This is a genomic window from Aquirufa sp. HETE-40SA (assembly GCF_054558635.1).
This window is the reverse complement of record NZ_JBPXKN010000003.1, coordinates 451,353-467,883: the sequence shown is the minus strand read 5'-3', so window position 1 is coordinate 467,883 and position 16,531 is coordinate 451,353. Positions and strand designations below refer to the sequence as shown.

Genomic DNA, 16,531 nt, shown 5'->3' with positions numbered 1-16,531 from the left:
TGAAGTTTATTTCACACTTTAATGGGTATGGAGTACGGAGAGGCAGATTGCATAGAATTCACTACATGATTCGCCGGAGGCGATGCCAAATTTGTGCTTTGAATCGAAGGCTCATTTGAACTTTGGTCTTTGCTCTTTGAAATAAAAAAAGTCCAGCATTTCTGCTGGACTTCTTTTATTTTTCAATCGGTTGATTCTCCTGATCTACTATCACGAAGACATCCTCGGATGGTCGCTTCATGAAATACTTTTCGCGAGCGTATTTTTCTAACAACGCTGGATTGCCCATCACGGCAGCACGCTCCTGTTTCAGCTCTTTTAACTTGTGCCGATAGTATTCGTGCTCCGCCTTTAGGTCTGCCAATTCGGTGTAGAGTCTATATTGGACCGAAAGATCGTTTGTATCTAATACGAACATCCAAACCAACAAAACGGAGATGGAGACGTAATAGAAACGATTTGGCCCTAAAAATAAACTACGTACGCGATCGAGCATAGAATTAGAAATTCAAACCTGGGAAATATGCGTTAGCCCCTAATTCCTCCTCAATGCGAAGCAATTGGTTGTATTTAGCCATACGGTCAGAACGAGACGCAGAACCTGTCTTGATTTGGCCTGTGTTCAATGCTACTGCTAAGTCAGCAATCGTAGCATCTTCAGTCTCTCCCGAACGGTGTGACATGATGTTTTTGTAAGAGTTGCGTTTCGCTAAGTTAACTGTGTCGATCGTTTCAGTTAATGAACCGATTTGGTTAACTTTTACTAAAACTGCGTTTGCAACGCCTTTGTCGATACCTTGTTGTAAACGCTTCACGTTCGTTACGAATAAATCGTCACCTACTAACTGGCATTTTGAACCGATCAATTTCGTTTGCTCAGCCCAACCTGCCCAATCGTCTTCAGCCATACCATCTTCGATTGAGATGATTGGGTATTTGTCAGCCCAAGTCTTCCAGTAAGCAGCCATCTCCATAGAGTTCAATTGCTTTCCGTCAGATTTTTTGAACGTGTAAAGACCTGTTTTCTCATCATAGAATTCAGACGCAGCAGCATCCATTGCGATGAAGATTTCCTCGCCTGGCTTGTAACCTGCTTTTTCGATCGATTGCAATACGATTTCGATTGCTTCTTCGTTCGACTTGATGTTTGGTGCAAAACCACCTTCATCACCTACGTTAGTAGAATATCCTTTGGACTTCAACACACCTTTCAATGCGTGGAAAACCTCCGTACCCATACGTAAAGCGTGAGAGAATGACTCCGCTTTCGCTGGCATAACCATAAATTCTTGGAAGTCAATCGAGTTATCCGCGTGAGAACCACCGTTTAAGATGTTCATCATCGGAACTGGTAACGTGTTTGCGTTAACGCCACCGATGTAACGGTATAAAGATAAACCTGCTTCTTGAGCTGCTGCTTTCGCCACTGCCATCGAAACACCTAGGATCGCGTTAGCGCCTAATTTGCTTTTGTTAGGAGTTCCGTCTAATTCAATCATGATGTTATCGATCATGTTTTGCTCAGACACTTCTAAACCCCAAAGTTCTTCAGCAATCGCCGTATTTACGTTCTCAACTGCTTTTAAAACACCTTTTCCTACGTAAACTGATTTGTCTTCGTCACGAAGTTCAACTGCCTCGTGGATACCTGTAGAAGCTCCAGATGGAACTGCTGCACGTCCAAAAGCACCGTCTTCGGTCTTGATATCCACCTCGATCGTTGGATTTCCGCGTGAATCTAAAATTTGTCTTGCGTGTACATACTGTATTGCACTCATCGTATATTATTTATTGTGATTAAAGGAATTACTATTTATTGGCTAAATTGCCTTGCAAAATAACGTAAATTTTGGCTTAAATCCGTATTAATCCTATGAAAAATCGCATCCCTTTTCTCTCTTTCCTTTTTGTTTCTCTACTGAACCTCAACACGTTCGCTCAAAATGTAGACGCAGATACCTTTGAAAAGAAGATCAAAGAGACGCCGAACGCTTATTTGCTGGACGTGCGGACTTCAGGGGAATTTGGAGGAGGACATTTGCCAAATGCAGTAAATATAGATGTTCGTTCTCCAGAATTTAATGCCAAAGTGGCGCAACTATCGAAAGATAGACCTGTATTGATTTACTGCCTTTCGGGAGGTCGTTCTGCCCAAGCTGCGGAGCAAATGCGGGCAGCAGGGTTTCAAGTTACTGAAATGAAAGGGGGCTATTTAAAGTGGACGACTCGTCTGAAGCCTCTAGAGGGAGTCCCCAATGTGAAGCATGATGCGGCTTGGAATTTGGGAGATTTTAAAAAAGAAATCGCTTCATCTGATGCCGTTGTGGTTGATTTTTATGCCAAATGGTGTGCTCCCTGCCTAAAAATGATGCCCATCGTCGATAAATTATCTGCAGAATTCAAAGGTCGCGTGACGGTTTTAAAGGTCGAAGCAGACGGCAACCAAGCCATCATGCAGGCCTACGGAATAGACGAAATCCCGAGTTTCATGGTCTTCTCTAAAGGGGAGTTGATCACCAAAACATCGGGATTCCGCGAAGAGGCCGCGTTAAAAGAACTCTTTACTGCGACCAAGAAGTAGGCTGACGCTCCCATCGGTGCGCGCGCAACTCCTCTACTAATTCTTTTGATAAACCTTCTCCATCCGAAGTGGCGGTATTACTTTCTACATGTTTGATCTTACGCATACCTGGAATGATCGTGCCCACATCTGGATTCGATAGGATGAAACGCAAGGCCATTTCAGGTAAATCCATACCTTCTGGAACCAACGGTTTCAACGCATTCGCGTGATCCACACTCGAAATCAGATTCTCTGGAACGAAATAAGTCGAACGCCAATCATTCGCCGGGAAGGTCGTTTCATAGGTCATCAAACCTGTCAAACTTCCTTCATCAAAAGGAACGCGCGCAATCACGCCCACGTCTAACTTCTTACATAGCGGGAATAATTGGTCTTCTGGGTTTTGGTCAAAAATATTGTAAATCACCTGCACCGAGGAAATCAATCCGGTTTCTAAGGTCTGCAAGCAGTTGTTTGGCTCCCAACGGTTCACCGAAACACCCCAATGAGCTACCTTTCCTTCTTTAGTCAATTTCTCGACTGCCATTTTCCACTCATCGCGATCCGCCCAATCATCTTCCCACACATGGAACTGCTGCAAATCAATTTGCTCCACCTTCAGATTGCGCAAACTTTTCTCCGTGTATTCCACGATGTGATCAGCAGGAAAGCAATCTTCGATTTTAAAATGAGACTTGGATGGCCAGGTAAAGTTTTTGGGCGGAATCTTTGTCGCAGCATATAAGGTCGTTTCTTTATGTCGTCTCAAAAGACCTCCCAAGATTTCCTCACTCTTACCCTCAGCGTAACCCCAAGCCGTGTCAAAAAAATTGCAGCCTAGCTCAACCGAACGGTCTAATGATTTATTGACTTCTTCAATATCAGATCCGGTCCAACCGGCTAATCCCCACATGCCATACCCCACTTCACTCACTTGCCAGTTCGTCCGGCCAAATCGTCTTGTTTTCATAGTATCTAGTTAATGCTCAAAAATAAGCAAAATATTCGTTTTCATTACTCCGTATACTACGTGAAAGAGTTGTTTCGGACTTTATTTTAGACACCAATAGCCGCCATTAACCCTCAATAATATATGTAAACTATCATTTATCAACCGGTTAATAAATGAAATAATCACAATAATAGTTAATAACGCAAATAACCTAATTATAATTACTATCCCCCTTAACTCAGCGTAGATTTGTAGTACCATCTGTTCCCAATTTATGACAGTAACCATTAGAAAAGAACAAAGCTGCACGCTGGTATTAGGCGATCAAACCATTTGCATTAAAGACATTCTTCGTATCGAAGGAGAAGGAAACTATTCGAAGTTTCACATGCAAGATGGGTCTAAAATTATATCTTGTCGCACGCTTAAATACTTCGAACCCTATTTGTTAGAGCGTGGATTTATACGCCCATCTAAGTCAGCGATTGTGAACATGAATGCGATTCAAGCGATTGATTTCAATATCCACAAAAGCATTCGATTAGTGAACCAACACCAGGTGACGATCTCGCGTAGACAGATTAAACCGTTGAAGGATTTGTTTAAAGCGATGGCCTAAACCGGCACATGCACTAACTTCTTCGTCTCGAAGAAATCCTCCTTAAAGCTTTTGGAAAGATGATAGACCTTGTGCTTTCTTCCAAATTCCTGTAATTCTTCCTGTAAATCTCCTCCTTTAAGGCAAAGCAGGCCATTCTTCACATCATGGTAGCTATTTAGGCTAATCTTATTCTTCACCCAACCGAAGAAAGGCAATAGACGCGTCACCGCGCGAGATACCACGAATTCAAACTCGCCGTCCACATCTTCGGCACGACCGTGGGTGGCTTTGACATTTTTCAAGCCTAGGGCTTCTGCAACGCCTTGAACGACTTTGATCTTCTTGCCGATGCTATCCACTAAATGGAAGTTCACTTCCGGGAAGAGGATAGCCAATGGAATGCCCGGGAAACCTCCACCCGTGCCCACGTCCAAAACTTCGGTTCCTGGTTTGAAATCGACAAATTTTGCAATCGCTAGCGAGTGTAAAACGTGGTGCAGCATCAAATTATCAATGTCTTTGCGAGAAATGACGTTGATCATTTCATTCCACTCCGAATACAGAGGAAACAATTGCTCGAATTGAGCCAATTGTTGCTCGGTGATGGATGGGAAATATTGTTTGATAATGGCTGCTTTCATATTAACGTTTTTTTCGTCTAGCTTTCTTGGATTCAGAAAGCAATTTTTTCGCCTCTGTATACTGTGGAGACTTCTTCTCCGCATGTTCTAAAACTTCCTTGCAATAATCTACTGCTTGGTCGTAGTTCTGTTGTTGATAAGATATGCGGGCCAAACCGAGGATAGAGGCCCAATAGTAGCCAGAGTCTGCCGCATCTGTGGCCTTCGTAAAGGCGATACATTGTTTGAAATAGGTTGCGGCTTCAGTGTGGTTTCGATAGACATACAGGGCGTAATAGCCTAAAATATAGCTGGCATAGCGACCGGAAGTGCCTTCGTAGCCTACTTGATGCTGATCAATGCGACGCAAAATTTCTTTCGAAAGAGCTGATGCTTCCTCTATATTGCCATTCATGTAGGCAGCGCGTGCGTAATAACGATGGAAGTAGGGGTTGTCAGGAAAGGTTTCGGAGGTGTATTTCGCCATTCCGTATGCTTTCTCGTTCATATTCTCCATGCCGTAAATCTGTAATAAGAAATAGCGGGCTTCCGTTCTGGTATAAAATGCTTGGTAAGAAACCTTTTCGAGTTGGGCGATTCCTTGGGTTTTATTTGCCTTAGGAAAAAGCCACAAAACGGGCCTTAGTAAGGGGAAGTTTTGCTTGATAAAGAAGTAATAATAGTTGTAAAGGCCATCGCCAAACATCAATTCAGGGCTGAAATCAGCAAAATTTCGAGAGTATTCGAGGTATTTGAGGGCGTTTTTGGCGGCCAAAGTCGCGCGCGTCCAATGTTTACGCTCAGCGTGTAGACGTCCTTTGAAAGCGTAGGCGGCGGCCATGAAAAAGGCCGCTTCTGGGTTTTCCGTTTCGTCGTAAATCTTTTCGGCCTTTTCAATACTTTTGTCCATGTATTCGATCAATCGATCGTCATAGACTTCACTCCTAGTATTGGGCACAATTTTCCACCATTGCATGAGACCTAATAAGAAATCAGGCAGCGGATGGTCTGGGTACTTAATCTTTAAATAATTGAATTCGCGCTCAGCTTCCGGGAAATGGAAGTTATACATCTGGTTGATGGCCACAGTGGCCTCCGTCTGAACTTCGGTAGTAAGTAAAAGCATTCCTTTGGAACGCTCCTTCTCTGCCTCATCCGCCTTCTTCCACCATTGTGCATTCGAATCGAAAGCGGGTAGAAGAAGGCCGAAAAATAAGGCTACAATACTAAGATGATATCTCAATTTGATCTCCATTTTGGTTTAAGAATTTAAATTCTGTAATGCCAAATGAGGAATCTTCCATAATCGTAATCCAGGTCTTGTACTTCAAGAACCAGTTCATGCGAATAGAAGGGAAACCTTTCGTGAAATAAGCACTCAAGAAAGGATGTACCAAAATGGTCAATTTCTTCTCGTTTTGCTTCGTCACTAAATGTTCCAAATGCTGTTCAACAATGTCAGATACCGCGATACTCGCCGTGATACTTCCTGTTCCTGCGCAGCTAGGACAAGTTTCATGCGTAGCTACGTTCATCTCTGGACGCACACGCTGACGGGTAATTTGCATCAAGCCAAACTTCGTCAAAGGCAAAATGGTGTATTTCGAACGATCACCACGCATTTCATCGCGCATGATATCCTGAATTAACTTGCGGTTATCTGCCTTCTTCATATCGATGAAGTCGATCACGATAATACCGCCCATGTCGCGTAGACGTAATTGGCGAGCTACTTCTTTTGCAGCTTCTCGGTTCACACTTAAGGCAGTTGCTTCTTGATCTTCTTCTGAATTCGACTTGTTTCCCGAATTCACGTCAATCACGTGCAAAGCTTCCGTGTGTTCCACGATTAAATAACCTCCACCAGGCAAAGAAACCGAACGACCAAAAAGCATTTTCAATTGCTTCTCAATACCTAATTGCTCGAATAACTTGGTTTTGCTTTGGTGTAACTTAACAATCTTCTCCTTTTCAGGAGCGACATTGTGTACATAGCCTTTTGCCTCATTGTACAATTCTGGTGTATCAACGATGACATTATCGAAATCATTGTTCAACAGGTCGCGTAACATCGAAGTAGCGCGGCTCATTTCACCAATAATGCGATCTCCAGCTTTTGCCTCGACTAATTTCACTAAACCCTCTTCCCATTTCGCAATGGAATCTTTTAGGTCGCGCTCCATTTCTTCCACCGCTTTGCCTTCAGCTACCGTACGCACGATCACACCGTAATTCTTCGGCTTAATCGAGGTCATTAGCTTTTGAAGGCGATTGCGTTCCGCTTTCGACGTGATCTTCTTCGAGATGTTCACACCGTTTGCAAAAGGAACTAAAACAAGGAAACGACCTGCGATGGAAATATCGCAAGATAAACGAGGGCCCTTAGTTGAAATAGGCTCTTTAACGACTTGAACTAAAGCTAAATGTCCTTTTTGAACCGCTTTCTCGATCTTCCCTAATTTATCAATTTCGGGCTCAAGCTTGAAGTTCTCTAAACGAATAACTTTGTTTTTCTTCGTCATTACCTCCTGCGTAAACTTTTGCAAGGTGGGTAAATTAGGGCCAAGGTCATGGTAATGCAAGAATGCATCTTTCTCATAACCAATGTCAATAAAAGCGGCGTTCAGTCCTGAAACCAATTTTTTAACCGTTCCGAGGTAAATATCCCCCACAGAAAACTGAGGTTCAGACTGTTCAATATGGTACTCTACTATCCTTTTGTCGTGCAAAAGGGCGATCCGATCCCCCTTGGGAGTCGAATTAATGATTAATTCATTGCTCACAATTTATGTCGAGAAGAAGGGTACAAGGCCATTTGGCCTATATAGTCTAAATATACAGGAAATTAAACACCAAAAACAGGCCATTTCGAAAAATGCCTGTTCCTGGGTTACCTAAATACAAATTCCAAAAGGGAAAATGGATTTATGAAGACTATTTCTTCTTGTGACGATTCTTGCGAAGACGCTTCTTTCTTTTGTGAGTAGAGATCTTGTGACGTTTTCTTTTTTTACCGCAAGGCATAATGTTAAGAATTAATGTGTTAAATACTTTACGAGATTGACTTTCAACCTCAATGCTCCTGCATTTCTGCAAGCAACTCTTTCGCGGCCTTCTGCTCTTCTGCATCCTTAGATTGCTCTAAAACACGCTTCAGAACCTTCTGAGCCTCTTCTTTTTTATCTAACTGGGCTAAACAAAAACCGAGATTTAACGCGGCTTTGTGGTTATTCGGCTCCAGCTTCAATATCTGGGTGAATCGTTCTTGGCCTTTGCCAAACTGATTCGATTTAATCGATAATATCCCTAAATTAAACAGCGCTGGCACAAACGTGGGCTCTTGTTCAATCACTTCGCGAAGTAGCGTAATGCCCTTCATCGGAGTGGGTGTATCTACGTAAGTCATCGCCATGTTCGATTTTACCAGCAAGTTGTTCGGGTCGATGGCCAAAGCCTTCGAGAAGTACGATCTTGCTTTTTCGCCCATTTTACCGCCTTTCTGTGCATTCAAAGCATACGTTTGTGCTTCAAAATACAGCTGTCCGGCACGCAAAACGTTCGTCAAACTAGGATGCTGATCCGCATAATTCGCTGCAAAAACCGCAGCAGAATCATAATGACTCGCATTCATAAAAGCACGCATCAGATTCTCTAGGGCTTTCACCTGTGAGGCATCTGTCTTGGCTGCAGCAAAAGCTGATTTCAACGCTGAAATCTCTTTTACTTGAGCAGGAGTCAAAGGAGCAGCATGCTCTTCTTTCTCTGCGACTTTTTCCGTCTTTTCGCTTCCCGCGTCTCGGTTAGCGCCCCCCGAAGGAGTATTTTGTGTCTTTCCCGCCACATTACCTTTCGGTAAAGAGTACAATAGGGCGGTTATCCCTAGGCCTACCAGAAGAATGATCAAAAGGTTTTTTTTCATTATTCTAGACCCTTTTTAGCTCGAAAGCCTATTTAGTGGGGTCAGTACTCGTTTTTACTTGCTCTACAAATACTTTCGCTGGCTTAAAGCTAGGCACATAATGTGCGTCGATTGTGATCGCCGTATTCTTAGAAATGTTGCGAGCGATCTTCTGCGCGCGTTTTTTGTTGATGAAGCTACCAAAACCACGAACATAAATATTCTCTTGGTTTGCTAGGTTGTTTTTAACTACTTCGAAAAATGACTCTAACGTTTCCGATACATCTTTCTTATCAATCCCTGTTTTGCTGGCAATCTCAGCAATTACATCTGCCTTAGTCACGTTTTATAAATTTATTAAATGATGATTCTTAGGTAATTACAATTTCCCTCTCGTAAAAGGGACACAAAAGTAACGTTTTTCTCTCAATTCTCTAAAAATTCTTTCGAAATCGGGGTGATTTTTTTCGTAAATTTGATTTTATCCATGCAAAAAAGCCCTTTACATCCTTTTTCGGCCACAATTATGGCCTGGTACGCGGAACACCAGCGAGAGCTGCCGTGGCGACAAACAAGGGATCCTTATGCCATTTGGCTGTCTGAAATCATCTTGCAACAGACGCGTGTAGCTCAGGGCTTGCCTTATTATGAGCGATTGCTCGCTGCTTTCCCCACTGTAAAGGATTTAGCAGAAGCACCTGAGGCCACTTTGCTTCGCTTGTGGCAAGGATTAGGCTATTATTCCCGTGCTCGTAATCTCCAAAAGGCCGCTCAAATGGTCATGCGGGATTTTAAAGGTTCGTTCCCTCAAACATACGATGAGATCATTTTGCTTCCGGGTGTAGGCCCCTATACCGCCGCCGCGATTGCTTCTTTTGCTTTTGATGAAGCCAAAGCCGTCGTGGACGGCAATGTTTTTCGGGTTTTATCTCGTGTATTCGCCGTTGAAACGGATATCGCGTCCTCTGCAGCGCGTGGAGTTTTTACCTCTTTAGCGCAATCACTGATCCCAGCTCAAGATCCTGCGGGATTTAATCAGGCAATTATGGAGTTTGGGGCTTTGCAATGCACGCCTGCTCCGGATTGTTCCATATGTCGTTTAGCTATTTTTTGTCAGTCAAATTTGACGAAAACGGTCGCTAATTTTCCTGTTAAATCGAAAAAGACCCAAGTCAAAGCCATACAAATGGACTACCTCGTCATCGAACAGAAAGGCCTGCTTTTAGTACGAGAACGCGTTTTAAATGGCATTTGGAAAGGTTTATGGGAGTTTTATTTACTCGAAGACGCGTGCGAATGGCTGCCTTTTCAGCGCCAAGCCTTGAAGTCCCCACCAGTACATCTTTTAAGTCACCGAAAAATCACCTGTGATGCTTGGCATGTTCAAGTTCCTGATAATTTTGCTCTGGCGATTCCGGAAGGATACGTGTGGATGAGCCCGTCAGACTTCGAGAGCAAAGGAAAATCAGTTTTGCTTTTGAACCTAATAACTGATAATTTAGAATGTCCTATTTTACAAGACATTTCGCCCACGTACCTTTAGACAATGCAAGGAGTCTTGCAGAGCTAACCCTTTAAACGACAAATCATTATGGCTGGAGTAAACAAAGTTATTTTACTAGGAAATTTAGGCGCTGACCCAGAAGTTCGCGCACTTCCTAGCGGTGTAAAAGTGGCAAATATTAACATTGCGACCTCTGAGTCGTATACCGGGAAGGATGGACAACGAGTAGACCAAACGGAATGGCACCGCGTAGAGCTTTGGGACAACCTAGCGAATATCGCAGAACAATATCTAAAGAAAGGAAATCAAGTCTATATCGAAGGAAAAATTCGTTCTGAAGAATGGCAAGATAAAAATGGTGCCACTGTTCGTGGTTACAAAGTGCGTGCCACATCGATCAATTTAATCGGGGGCCGCAATGAGGGAGGACCTGCCTCTACGCCAGCAGCAGAAAGGCCTAAGCAAGAAGCTGTTTTAGCGGGGGCCTCTAAGTCTGATCCATTTCCGCCGATGATGGAAGAGGGAGACGACCTGCCGTTTTAATTTTTTGTTACAAAAAAGGGGATATCGCATTTCGTATTCCCTTTTTTGTAAATTTGTGTCGATCAGTTCACCCAAATTATGGACCCAGACCCCTTACCCAATCTCTTTTTACTCGCCTTGGAGCCCTCCATTAGTGTGAGTTCAATTGCGCTTATTTCCTTCATTTTAGTAGCTCTATTGTTTCTATCCGCTGTTTTAGCCGGATCTGAAGTAGCGTTCTTTTCGCTGAATGCAGACCAGCGAATTAGCCTTCGCGAGAGTGAGGTAAGCAGTGAGAAAAAGGTGAGTCAATTACTCGATAAACCACAACAATTACTGGCTACTTTGTTGATTTCCATCAACTTTGTGAATATTATTTTCATTACACTAGCGAATTATTTGACAGCTCAGGTATTAGGAGAGCAGTCGATGGAGACCTTGCTGGTGACCTTGTTTTTGTTGTTTGGGGTGACGTTTATTATTACGTTTTTTGGAGAATTAATCCCTAAAGTATGGGCGCAACAGAATAACCTGAACTTTGCACGTTACTCCGCACCATTGATTGGCTTCTTGAATTTTGTGTTTTCTCCGCTTTCTAAGGCCCTTTTAGGTATCTCTGGTCTGATCGAGAAACGCGTAAAAAAGAAATCATATACGCTGACATCACAGGAATTAAATCAGGCGCTAGAGATTACCACAGATGAAAATACGAGTGACCGGGAGAAAGATATTTTACGGGGGATTCTAAATTTTGGGAACATTTCCGTGAAATCGGTCATGCAGGCGAGACGCGATATTGTTGCCTTCGACACGAGTATGAATTTCCACGAATTGATGGATCTTATCAATAAGAATGGCTACTCACGTGTGCCAGTTTATAATGAGACCATCGATAAGATTGAGGGGATTTTGTACATCAAAGATTTGCTTAAACACATCGATCAGGACGAGAAATTCGATTGGTTACCCCTTTTACATAGTCCGTTTTTTGTGCCAGAAAACAAGAAAATCGATGACTTATTATACGATTTTCAAGAGAAGAGGGTGCATATGGCCATCATCGTAAACGAATACGGCGAGACCGAAGGGCTAGTGACAATGGAGGACATCATCGAGGAGATCGTAGGTGAAATCAATGACGAATTCGACGAGGTGGAAGCCGATTACAAGAAGATTGCTGATAACATTTATGTGTTTGAGGCGAAGACTTCGTTAAATGATTTCTGTCGCGTTTATGAAATCGAGGCCGCTTATTTCGAGAAGGCCAAAGGTGAGAGTGAAACGCTGGCAGGCTTGATTATCGAGCTTTTTGGGCGTATTCCAAGTGCTGGAGAGGAAATCGAATTCGAAGATTTCACGTTCAAAGTACAATCCGTCGATACACGCCGCATTAAGAAGGTGCGCGTTACGCAACGTATGGCAGCAGATCAAGACGATTCCCAGAATTAAGCCATACTAGGTAACAATCATCAACTTCGCGAAGCTCAATAAGAGGGTTTTCTCGCCTACTCCTTTTTCAAAATCAATCACCGCTTTGCGTTCCGCACCATTTACGTCTATTCTTTTGATGAGACCGAAACCGAATTTAGCGTGTTCGACTTTTTGGCCGGCTGCTAAAGCTAAGGCATCTGTGGCCTGGAAGTTTGCTGAAACCACGTGTTGGTAATTCGTATTTGTCGTAGGTTTTTGAATCAACTGTGCTGCTGACGGAGCTGGTTTCGCAGTGAAACCCGTCTTTTGAACCGGGCGGAAGCTAGATACTTCTTTGCGCGCACCGGCGGGTTTCGACATCTTCACAAAGTTCGGATCTAATTCATTCAAGAAGCGACTCGGCTCACAAGCCTTCAATCGACCAAACTGGTAGCGGGATTCCGCATACGAGATTTGTAATTTCTTCTCTGCCCTAGTCACAGCTACGTAGAACAAGCGGCGCTCCTCCTCTAGGTCCTGCTGGGATTGCAACATCATTTGAGATGGGAATAAATCCTCTTCTAATCCCACTAAGAAAACGCGGTTGAACTCCAAACCCTTCGCCGAGTGAATCGTCATCAAGGTCACCTTATCGCGATCAGCTGGATCTTCGTCCGCATCTGCATTTGTTAGTAAGGAAACCGATTGCAAGAAGGTCGCAAGTGATTTGTCCTCGTTCTCTGGATTGTCTACGAAGGACTTGATGGCATTCAGTAATTCTTGTAAGTTTTGGTAGCGCGCCAGGCCTTCTACCGTCTTGTCTTCATATAATTCGCGCAACAAGCCCGAAGCTTTCGCCACGTGGTTCGCCACCTCATAGGCATCCTTATGCTCGACCTCCACCATCAATTTGAAGGACTTAATCAAATCAGAGAAAGCCTCGATTCCGGCACTTCCGCGAGCCGCCTGGAATTGGGAAATATTGGAAACCACGTCCCAAATAGGCACATTGTTCTCGGCCGCCGTTACGACGATTTTCGCGATGGTCGTGTCACCAATACCGCGCTTAGGCAAGTTAATGATGCGCTTAAAGGCCTCCTCATCGTTCTGGTTCACAGTAAAACGCAAATACCCGAGCACGTCTTTGATCTCCTTGCGTTGGTAGAAAGAAACACCACCGATAATGCGGTATTTGATATTCAATCGACGTAAGGCCTCCTCAAAAGAACGGGATTGGGCGTTCGTGCGGTATAAAATGGCAAAATCAGACCAAGTCAAATTCTCTTTTTGGGCAGCTTCGAAAATCGCCGAAGCAATCATGCGGCCTTCCTCGTTATCACTGGAGGCGCGGATGATTTCGATGTCATCGCCATCCTCATTCGAGGTGAAAACGTCTTTCTTTAATTGGTTTTTATTGCGAGAGATAATTGAATTCGCTACGGCCACGATGGCCTTTGTGGAACGGTAATTCTCCTCTAATTTAATGGTCACTAAATCCGAATAATCACGCTCAAAGTTTAGAATATTCTGGATATCCGCGCCGCGGAAGGCATAAATGGACTGAGCATCATCCCCTACCACGCAAATGTTGCGGTTCACAGCAGATAACTTCTTAGTGATCAAATACTGCGAAACGTTCGTATCCTGAAACTCATCCACCATCACGTGTTTGAACTTGTGTTGGTATTTATTCAATACGTCCAAATGATCGCGGAAGAGGATGTTTGTTTGGAACAATAAATCATCGAAATCCATCGCATTGGCTGCGAAACAACGTGCGCAATAGAGCTGGTATAACTCGCCCATCGCTGGGATACGCGCTAGGCGATCTTCTTCCGCTAGAATGGAAGAGCCAGTGTATTGCGCCGGCCCGATCAAGCGGTTTTTTGCGTTAGAGATTCGGTTCAAGACCAAATTCACTTTGTATACTTTATCATCTAAATTCTTCTCCTTGATCAGCGCGCGGATCAGGGATTTCGAATCGTCGGTATCGTAAATAGAAAAGTTCGAGGTGTAACCGAGGCGGTTGCCTTCGAAACGAAGAATTTTGGCAAAAATCGAGTGAAACGTACCCATCCAAATGTTCTTCGCTGCATTCCCAATCACCGTTTCAATCCGGTGACGCATCTCGCCCGCCGCCTTGTTCGTAAAGGTCAACAGCAAGATCGCGAATGGATCCACGCCGGTCTCAATCAAATGCGCCGTACGATAGGTCAGCACGCGGGTCTTTCCAGATCCGGCACCGGCGATGATCATCAAAGGACCATACATATGTTCGACTGCTTTTCGTTGAGGCTCGTTCAGGCCAGCTAGGTAATCCATCTGTTTTGGGCTAATCAATTAGGGCTTCAAAAATACAAAATTTAGCCCGGATTTGCCCTATGAAATTAGACTTTGTAATATCTTTTTCGGGCGTCAAAGAAGTACAAAATCACCACCCAAATCAGCACATAAATCAGCGCTCCAGCCAGCGAAGCGTTCATCTTATCCTCAAAAAGCGGTTCGATTCCTTGTGAATAAATCCAAGATGTTAGGCCTTCCTCGCCTATTTTAATCATTCCAAAAACCCGAGGGATAATTCCTGAGAAGAAAAACACCAACATCGGATTCATCCCGAAGATCAAAACAGGTTTCCAATAGCGATCTGCCATCACCCCCGATTGAACCGTTGCCTGCAAAACCGCGAGCAACAATAGATCCCAACCGGCCGCTACCAACACATAGGAACTCGTCCACAAAGCCTTATTGATGGGAAAATACCAACCCCAAATGGTTCCTGCCGCCAAGGCAATCGCGCCCGCAGCCGCTAAAACCGAAGCCTTAGGGCTCCCTTGCAAATACCTCCCCGCAAACAAACCCGCTAGCCCTGTCGCCACTGCTGGCAGCGTACTGAGGATTCCCTCCGGATCCCAGGTTTTCGAAGTCGCCCACAAATGACCCTCCAACAAGTAATTATCAAGCCAAGCTGCTAAGTTTTTATTCACCTCCAAATTCGCCGCACCGATACCTGGCACCTCAACGAAATACATCAAGGCCCAATAACCGATGAGACTAGCCAAAAATACTCCGACCTGAATGCGCAATGAAGTGTATGCGTGCAATAAACTGACTAGCAAATACACCACCGCGATCCGTTGCAAGACCCCCGGAATACGCACGTGTTCGAAATCGGTCAAACCGGAAAAACACAAACCGATCAGCAGCAAAAAAGCACCCACGGCCACCCAAAACTGCCTCCGCAGCGGATAATCACCAAGAAAAGCTACAGTTGCTAAGGCCATGGCGAGCAAACGTAAAACGAGAGTATATTCTCCGGCATGAATTTTGGAGAAAAAACTTAGCGTCAATCCCAATAAAAAAATCCGCAAGGCGCGCTTGCAACTCTTCAAAAATTGATCATCCGAAGGCTTCGACAAAACCGTCGAAATCCCCACGATAAACAGAAAGGACGGAAACACGAGATCCGTCAGCGTATAACCGTGCCATTCCGCGTGTTCTAAAGGTGCATAAATGTGGCCCCAGTCCCCAGGATTGTTCACGATCGTCATCAAGATGACCGTGAGTCCGCGGAAAATGTCAATCGATAAAAGTCGTTTGTTCTCCATGTTAGTGATGCCCTGCATTTTTCTCACCAGCCGGAATGGCCACAGGCAATTTGTTCTCTTTCGTAGGTAGCGGACACGTCGCGAAAGGGGTAAAGGCACAAGGAGGATTATAAGCTTTATTAAAATCAAGGGTTACTGTCCCATCCGGATTGAATCCTTTCGTATCTAAAAAACGGCCTGCACCGTAGGTCGTTATTTTATTCGTAGCATCGCCAAAAACGACAAAGAAATCCTCCTTCGTCTCGCCCGGCCCCGCCTCTAAGCGATAGGTCTTCCCATCCACTTGAAACTCCAATAAACCCGGAGAATCCTCTTGGTACGAACGACCTGTGATGTCGATGATGGTTACTTTTTTGCCGACGGTGGGAATGAATTTGGCCTTGATTTTCCATTTCGAATCTGCCGGGAAGTGGTCAATTCCGTGAAAGGCTTTCAGGTATTCCCCCTCTAAATCGCGGAGACGAATGGCATATTTATCGCCTCGTTTGATGATAAACCACCGGAGCGATTGATGGCTAACTACCGTGGCTTTACCCTCTGTGGTGAAGACGACCTGATTATGATAAAGTACTTGATTATTTTGTAGAATGACTTTGCCTAAAGAGGCCTCCGCGCGAGGGAAAACAAAATCATTCGATTCCGCTCCGCCTATGGTATTTTCCCCCTCTTTCAACCAAAACAATCCTGCTAAATTTAGCCAGCCGGTTTCTGATTTGAGACTGGCTTCTCTTTTGGCATAAAAATCAGTGTAATCCTCCTGAGAACGCGCTGTGAACACTAACAGAGTGAAGATCAAAATTAAGGACTTTTTCATAGAAGGATATTTGCCTAAAAATACTAAATTACCCTTGAAATT

Annotated in this window: 16 protein-coding genes; 5 read left to right on the top strand and 11 right to left on the bottom strand. The window is 44.1% G+C overall.

The window, feature by feature from the left end; genetic code table 11:
* Window positions 1-175: 175 nt before the first annotated feature.
* Together ACRZ9O_RS10060 and eno are read right to left on the bottom strand one after the other, a co-directional pair.
* The gene (locus ACRZ9O_RS10060; RefSeq protein ID WP_459458795.1) at window positions 176-496 is read right to left on the bottom strand and encodes an FtsB family cell division protein; all 321 of its coding nucleotides are present in this window, start codon (window positions 494-496) and stop codon (window positions 176-178) included.
* 4 nt (window positions 497-500) lie between these two features.
* Window positions 501-1,778: a phosphopyruvate hydratase gene (gene eno / locus ACRZ9O_RS10055; RefSeq protein WP_130922293.1), complete on the bottom strand. Its 1,278-nt coding sequence runs from the start codon at window positions 1,776-1,778 to the stop codon at window positions 501-503.
* 95 nt (window positions 1,779-1,873) lie between these two features.
* Between eno and ACRZ9O_RS10050 the strand changes: the two genes are divergently transcribed.
* The gene (locus ACRZ9O_RS10050) at window positions 1,874-2,581 is read left to right on the top strand and encodes a thioredoxin domain-containing protein (protein WP_459458793.1); all 708 of its coding nucleotides are present in this window, start codon (window positions 1,874-1,876) and stop codon (window positions 2,579-2,581) included.
* Here ACRZ9O_RS10050 and ACRZ9O_RS10045 read toward each other — a convergent pair.
* On the bottom strand, window positions 2,562-3,533 hold the full coding sequence (locus ACRZ9O_RS10045) for an aldo/keto reductase (RefSeq protein ID WP_459458791.1): 972 nt from the start codon (window positions 3,531-3,533) through the stop codon (window positions 2,562-2,564). The two genes, ACRZ9O_RS10050 and ACRZ9O_RS10045, sit on opposite strands and share 20 nt — an antisense overlap.
* Window positions 3,534-3,789: 256 nt before the next feature.
* On the opposite strand from ACRZ9O_RS10045, the gene ACRZ9O_RS10040 reads away from it, so the two are divergent.
* Window positions 3,790-4,134 (top strand): LytR/AlgR family response regulator transcription factor, encoded by a 345-nt coding sequence (locus ACRZ9O_RS10040; RefSeq protein WP_459458789.1) that lies wholly within the window; start codon window positions 3,790-3,792, stop codon window positions 4,132-4,134.
* On the opposite strand, the gene rsmG is transcribed toward ACRZ9O_RS10040, so the two are convergent.
* From rsmG to ACRZ9O_RS10015, 5 genes are all read right to left on the bottom strand, one after another.
* A complete protein-coding gene (rsmG, locus tag ACRZ9O_RS10035; protein ID WP_459458787.1) occupies window positions 4,131-4,757 on the bottom strand; it encodes a 16S rRNA (guanine(527)-N(7))-methyltransferase RsmG in 627 nt (208 codons plus the stop codon). The genes ACRZ9O_RS10040 and rsmG overlap by 4 nt on opposite strands.
* A gap of 1 nt (window position 4,758) precedes the next feature.
* The gene (locus ACRZ9O_RS10030; protein WP_459458785.1) at window positions 4,759-5,991 is read right to left on the bottom strand and encodes a tetratricopeptide repeat protein; all 1,233 of its coding nucleotides are present in this window, start codon (window positions 5,989-5,991) and stop codon (window positions 4,759-4,761) included.
* Entirely contained in the window at window positions 5,963-7,519 is a 1,557-nt protein-coding gene (locus tag ACRZ9O_RS10025) for an Rne/Rng family ribonuclease (protein ID WP_459458783.1), read from the bottom strand. The genes ACRZ9O_RS10030 and ACRZ9O_RS10025 overlap by 29 nt, the downstream gene beginning before the upstream one ends.
* 290 nt (window positions 7,520-7,809) lie before the next feature.
* On the bottom strand, window positions 7,810-8,655 hold the full coding sequence (locus ACRZ9O_RS10020) for a tetratricopeptide repeat protein (protein WP_459458781.1): 846 nt from the start codon (window positions 8,653-8,655) through the stop codon (window positions 7,810-7,812).
* A 28-nt stretch (window positions 8,656-8,683) separates the two neighbouring features.
* Window positions 8,684-8,977: an HU family DNA-binding protein gene (locus ACRZ9O_RS10015; RefSeq protein ID WP_130895757.1), complete on the bottom strand. Its 294-nt coding sequence runs from the start codon at window positions 8,975-8,977 to the stop codon at window positions 8,684-8,686.
* Between the two features lie 144 nt (window positions 8,978-9,121).
* Between ACRZ9O_RS10015 and mutY the strand changes: the two genes are divergently transcribed.
* The 3 genes from mutY to gldE all read left to right on the top strand — a co-directional run bounded on the left by mutY (window position 9,122) and on the right by gldE (window position 12,109).
* Window positions 9,122-10,177, top strand: coding sequence for an A/G-specific adenine glycosylase (gene mutY, locus ACRZ9O_RS10010; RefSeq protein ID WP_459458779.1), 1,056 nt, complete (start codon window positions 9,122-9,124; stop codon window positions 10,175-10,177).
* Window positions 10,178-10,225: 48 nt separating this feature from the next.
* Window positions 10,226-10,681, top strand: coding sequence for a single-stranded DNA-binding protein (locus tag ACRZ9O_RS10005; RefSeq protein ID WP_459458777.1), 456 nt, complete (start codon window positions 10,226-10,228; stop codon window positions 10,679-10,681).
* 78 nt (window positions 10,682-10,759) lie between these two features.
* The gene (gldE, locus tag ACRZ9O_RS10000; protein WP_459458775.1) at window positions 10,760-12,109 is read left to right on the top strand and encodes a gliding motility-associated protein GldE; all 1,350 of its coding nucleotides are present in this window, start codon (window positions 10,760-10,762) and stop codon (window positions 12,107-12,109) included.
* Window positions 12,110-12,115: 6 nt separating this feature from the next.
* Here gldE and ACRZ9O_RS09995 read toward each other — a convergent pair whose 3' ends face one another.
* The 3 genes from ACRZ9O_RS09995 to ACRZ9O_RS09985 all read right to left on the bottom strand — a co-directional run bounded on the left by ACRZ9O_RS09995 (window position 12,116) and on the right by ACRZ9O_RS09985 (window position 16,489).
* Entirely contained in the window at window positions 12,116-14,392 is a 2,277-nt protein-coding gene (locus tag ACRZ9O_RS09995; RefSeq protein ID WP_459458773.1) for an ATP-dependent helicase, read from the bottom strand.
* Between the two features lie 65 nt (window positions 14,393-14,457).
* Window positions 14,458-15,693 carry an acyltransferase family protein gene (locus ACRZ9O_RS09990; protein ID WP_459458771.1) on the bottom strand — a complete coding sequence of 412 codons (1,236 nt, stop codon included), beginning with the start codon at window positions 15,691-15,693 and terminating at the stop codon, window positions 14,458-14,460.
* Window positions 15,677-16,489: a DUF1684 domain-containing protein gene (locus ACRZ9O_RS09985; protein ID WP_459458769.1), complete on the bottom strand. Its 813-nt coding sequence runs from the start codon at window positions 16,487-16,489 to the stop codon at window positions 15,677-15,679. Before ACRZ9O_RS09985 ends, ACRZ9O_RS09990 begins: the two co-directional genes overlap by 17 nt.
* Window positions 16,490-16,531: the final 42 nt, after the last annotated feature.